This is a genomic window from Veillonella sp. (genome assembly GCF_019414865.1).
Lineage (GTDB): Bacteria > Bacillota > Negativicutes > Veillonellales > Veillonellaceae > Veillonella.
Genome location: NZ_DXLG01000076.1, coordinates 2337 through 7647 on the forward strand (window position 1 = coordinate 2337; position 5311 = coordinate 7647).

Genomic DNA, 5311 nt, shown 5'->3' on the forward strand with positions numbered 1-5311 from the left:
TCATGATGATGTTCATGATCATGATGATGTTCGCCATGGCTATGGTCATTGGTGTTTTTGTTTTCCACATCTTTATTCATAATAAACCTCCTAGGGGCCTACGTAGGCCAACTAACAATAATAAGAAAACATATTCTACTTTTATTTTTTAAATCCACCACACTTGTGGGTTTTAAATCCTATCTCCTAAATATGTTTTAACCTAATTTAAGTATATTTTTTGACAGGGCATTTGTCAATTAAATTTTGAGAAATTTTTGACTCATTTATGCCTACAAACTATTGTATTAACTATATTCATCAAATTCGATAACTTCAGATTCCTTTCATAAAACCAAAAGAGGTTAATTCCTTTTATTTCAAGGAATTAACCTCTTTAATCTATACATATGTATTTGTATATCTATATATGTGTATTTGTATATCAATATATATGTTTATAAGTAACTATAGCTTATAGTATCGTAATAGCTCCATATGTATAATTTATAAAAATTGTTGCATAATCTGTGCTACTTCAGCTAGATGGAATCGCTTAGCTCTATCCGATCTGGCAACTAATACCAACTGACGGAAGCAAAGTTTTGATGCAAGAGGATAAAATTTAACCTTATCATCATCGCCCTTACTATTTAATGTGCTTGGCAAGAATGTAATACCATAGTCATCCTCTACCAAGGATCTACAAGTATCCAGATTTTCTGACCCAATAACCGCTTTAGGTACAAAGGACTCAGCCTGACACAAACGATTTACCAAGGTACGTAACTTAAGACCTTCCCGTAGCAAAATAAACGGAAAGGCTCCAAATGGTGCTATGTCATGTATACCATCTGGTGTCATAAGCGAATCAGCAATAGCTATAGCTTTTGTATTTTCTACACTAATGGCCAATAAAATTTGCTCATCTAATACGGGATAACTTTCAAGAGCTTGAGAATAAATAGGCGTTGGAAATAGCCCTACATCAACTAAACCATCGCAAATTTGTTGTTCCAAAAAATGGGACTCTCCTTCTACTACGTGGAATTCCCAAGAAGGTTCAATTTGTTGAAAGCTCTTCAATGTTTTTCCCAACATATGGTGGCCATAGAATTGAGACAACCCAATACGAACATGGTAAGCCGCATCAGACCCTTGATTAATGATAGACTGCGTTAAAGCCTCTACCTTTCCTACTAAGGGCATCCCCTCTTTAGCAATCTGTAAGGCTGCAGCCGTTGGTACAACCTTTGTCCGATCTCGAGCAAATAAAGGCACTCCTAACTCAGCCTCAATGCGACGAATACTTTGACTCAACGCTGGTTGAGAAATATATAGTTTTTTAGATGCCTTTGAAAATGATGCCATCTCGACGATGGTACTTATATATTTAATATCCTTTATATCCATAGAAACACCTTATAACAAAACATTATTGATTTATCATAAGTATATATTACCACAAAAGAAAGAGCCCTCCATAAGGAGGGCTCTTTCTTTAAAGTTTTAAATAATCTCAAGACAGAAATTCAACTGACTCAATATATTACATTAGAGTTTTTAATACATCCAATACTTCTCGGGGCAATTCGTTTTTATGACCAATAAGTTTTTCTACATAGTCATAGCGGAACTCAAACGCTTTGTGTAATTGGTGATGGTATTCACGCACTTGGAATGGTGGTTCAAATCCAGGAACCTCAACATAAGAGAGGTTTTCATATTTATAGAATGGTTTGAAGTCCAATGTACCTTCTACCAAACGTTCCAATAAATCAAGAGTTACCTCTTTAGGAATTTTGTCTTCCAAGAAGAAGCCTGTATTCATAATGTAGCATTGTACGCCACATTCAGAGAATAGTTTTTTGTAGCTTTCATAGTCACGAACCAATGGATATGTACGGAATGGATTTGCATATGGTTCGATAACAAGTGCATTTGGATCAACGTGAGCATCCAGCTTTTCAGCAGTAGAACGACGTGTCGCCAGTGTTGCGCCCATTGTAGATGCCAAAACAGGGTCATTAATTTTAAGGATTGGTGGCAACGTTTTATCCTTCATAAGCCATACAATGGCATTAACTGGTTGATCTACGTAGTTTACACGATTATCTGTCCAGAATTGAGATTTAATAGCGCGACCATTATTATTACGCACATCTTCTGCCAACACAACCTTATGGCCATCCTCATCCATAGTTACGCCAACATTTTGTAGTGTTAACAAGAATTCATTAGCAGGATGTTCCACAGGATAGTCTTGCATTTTGTCAAAATATGTAGGTTCAAGAGCAATAGAACTCAAGTCATTAGTATTGATGATATACGCATCGTCATGCAAGATAGAAATATCATAACGACCATCATGCTTTTCATGAGTTAATGTGGATTTACCAGAACCGGACAAGCCAAATACACCGATTGTATAGCTTTTACCATTGTCAAGATTGTAACGTTTCATACCGCCGTGGCATGCTACATAGTCGAAACGGTTCGCCAAGGACCACGCCAATGTAAGGGTACCTTTTTTATGTTCACCGAAGTAGCGCATACCAAGAATCATAGCGCAGTTATGAGCTGGGTCAAAAATAGCAAGCCCACCTGGATGACCTGGTACCACATAGTCAGGATCAGAATAGATATAAATGTCGCCTTCTGGAATTTCTACGCTATCATTGTAGAATTCTTTTACAGCTGCATCAAAGAACTTAAAGTTCATGATCCAAGAATACAAAATAGATGCGTGATCTTTTGGAATCATCAAATGAGCACGAGCAGTAAATTTTTTATCAAGACCTACGATAGTATCAGCAGAAATCCATTCTTTACCGCGGCTATCATAGACTGCATCACGTGCAATATTAGCGAGTTCCACTTCGTCAATGCCTTCATCGCCAATAATGCGACGAGCTTTTGCATAGCGACCTGTAGTTTTACCATCGTTTGTAACTAGTACCTTTGCATCAGCTGGCAAACCTTGCTCGCATGGTTTATATACAGGCATATCGAGGACGATAACACCTGGCTCTTCAGTGGCAAATTGGTACGCTTGTGCCACAGATGTAATAGGCGTTACATTGTTTCCATAAAATGCAGTTTCAATAGTACTGCGCATCTTAGAAAATAATGGGTTTGTTTTAATTTCACTTTGCTTCCAAACGCGTCTTGTCGACATAGTATCCAGATCCTCACCTTTAATATATACGTAATTTCTCTTGTAAAAGTAGTTTAAGATAAGAAAATACTGCATCCGCAAATACTTTCATTATGTTTTATTGTACCCTTTTCAGACAAATTTGTATACACAAAACAGATGAATTATAAGAAATTAATGCATGCTTATTTTAAATTAGTGCAACACATTTTATATAAAATATTTTAATAACTCTATCTGTTTTATTGAATTCATCCTAATAATGATTAATATAAAAGAGCTAACTGAATATACATCAACTAATAAAAAAATAAAATGAGGCTAGGTCATATGACCTAGCCTTTTATTCTAGAAAAACAAATATTTATCTTCTAAAATCAAGTTCCAAATATATCCTCTATATCTATTTTCTAGTTTACTTTTTATTTCTATTAATAAAAGATTCGATTTTACCGACCAAATCATCTACATTAAAATCACCACGCTCTGCGATCATCTTAATAGTAGCTACCTTAGCCATAACCTTTACCATCGGTGTTTTCAATTTCTCAAATTTAGGATTCAAAGAAATCAAATAATCTACCACTTCAGGGCTTTGCTTAATCAAGTTAGATAGAGTTGTCTTTGCATCGATATGGAAACGACCGTCAGCATCGGTAGTGAGAGGTTCTTCATCTACCTCTTCTGCAGCCTCTTGAGCTAGGGATTTATCATTACCATTACTATTGTCTGTATTTCCTACAAAATCAGTCTTATCCCACGTCAATAATGTACGAGAGCCTTCAAGTTCACGTATATGAGTGCAATCTTGCATCATTTCTAAGACACCGCGGAATTTACCATGTTCATCACGTACTGCTGTATAGATAACATAGATAAATAATCCCGGTTTATTGATCCAGAATTCAGCTTGGCTTTGCTCACCAGAACGGAATTTCTCTACGATTTCTTCTACAACGTGAACGGACTTCGCAGGGTGACAATTCTTTACCTCACGGCCAATAACATTGGCACTGCGAGGGAATATGCGATGTGGCGTATCGCTGTAGAATTTAACGAGTTCGTTTTCATCTACATAGGACAAATCTACAGGAAGATGACGGAACAATAGATTAATTTGCTCTAAAGTCAATTTGCCTGTGGCTACGTCGAGGACTGTATCCTTGCCAACTTGCGCCCCACCTACAGGACCTACATATTTAGACAATAATCCAGCTAAATCATTTAGGAACTCATTAGATACTGCACCGTTTTGACTAGCAGTATTTCCATTTAATTGAGCTGCAGAATCGTTGATGCCTGCCACTACATACAAACCAGGAGGATTAATGATAGCATAACCAATTTCATGATCGTTTTTGCTCATGCGCACAAACTCTTCATCGCTTAATAATTTAAAGGATGTTGGTAATAAAACCTCTAACTCTTTAGAGTTTAAATCGCGCAATTTCGCCAACGTTTCAGGAACGGATGCTAAAAATTCTTCGTATTTATCTTCTCGAAGCAATGCATAGGACGCAGAGATGGCATCGCGCACGCCATCGTCAAAGGTCCACATAATACGCGTAGGACGATCAAAGCCATGTTCTTCAAGCATTGGATATAATTGATTTTGTTTACGAGATAGATGTATACGCCATTGTGCTAGGGAATCAAATACACCAAGCCAAGGATTTTTAATAAACTTATCTTGTTTCAACAATTCATCCGCTTCAAGAGCTACCTTTTCAACGGCATTAATCTCTTCCAAATATGCCCATAATGGATGATTTTCAGGGTATTCATTTTCAGCGCGCACTAATACGCCATCAAATAAGTTCAATAGATTATCCATCTTATCTAGGATTTCTTCATCCTTATATACACCTTTCAAACTTTGCTCTGCATAGGCAAACTCATCAGGCGTACAAGTACCTAGTTTTTCTTTCAAAATACGATTGCCCTCTTCCAAGGACAATTTACCATCTAAATAATCTTCTTTTACAGACACAATGATTCTGTAACGATCACTATTAATATCTAGCTTTTGCTGTAATGGATTCATATGCTTATACCTCCATGGGTCAAAGACTATTAGTATATACAATATATTATTAGTATATACAATATATTATTACTATATTAAATATACTTTTATTATATCCATTTTGAAAGTAATTTTCAGTTGCCATAGAT

General features: G+C 36.3%; 3 protein-coding genes. All 3 read right to left on the reverse strand.

All coding sequences use genetic code 11. The features are described 5' to 3' along the window. Positions 1-486 precede the first annotated feature (486 nt). The 3 genes from QZ334_RS05750 to QZ334_RS05760 all read right to left on the reverse strand — a co-directional run bounded on the left by QZ334_RS05750 (position 487) and on the right by QZ334_RS05760 (position 5180). Positions 487-1392: a LysR family transcriptional regulator gene (locus QZ334_RS05750; protein ID WP_257847140.1), complete on the reverse strand. Its 906-nt coding sequence runs from the start codon at positions 1390-1392 to the stop codon at positions 487-489. A gap of 136 nt (positions 1393-1528) precedes the next feature. After that, positions 1529-3157 carry a phosphoenolpyruvate carboxykinase (ATP) gene (locus QZ334_RS05755; protein ID WP_257847141.1) on the reverse strand — a complete coding sequence of 543 codons (1629 nt, stop codon included), beginning with the start codon at positions 3155-3157 and terminating at the stop codon, positions 1529-1531. 394 nt (positions 3158-3551) lie between these two features. Beyond that, the gene (locus tag QZ334_RS05760; RefSeq protein WP_295232666.1) at positions 3552-5180 is read right to left on the reverse strand and encodes a PAS domain-containing protein; all 1629 of its coding nucleotides are present in this window, start codon (positions 5178-5180) and stop codon (positions 3552-3554) included. Positions 5181-5311: the final 131 nt, after the last annotated feature.

Excerpts from the sequence above, each read along its gene's own strand:
- QZ334_RS05755 (WP_257847141.1), bottom strand. The coding sequence starts at position 3,157 with ATGTCGACAAGACGCGTTTGGAAGCAAAGTGAAATTAAAACAAACCCA.
- QZ334_RS05750 (WP_257847140.1), bottom strand. The coding sequence starts at position 1,392 with ATGGATATAAAGGATATTAAATATATAAGTACCATCGTCGAGATGGCA.
- QZ334_RS05760 (WP_295232666.1), bottom strand. The coding sequence starts at position 5,180 with ATGAATCCATTACAGCAAAAGCTAGATATTAATAGTGATCGTTACAGA.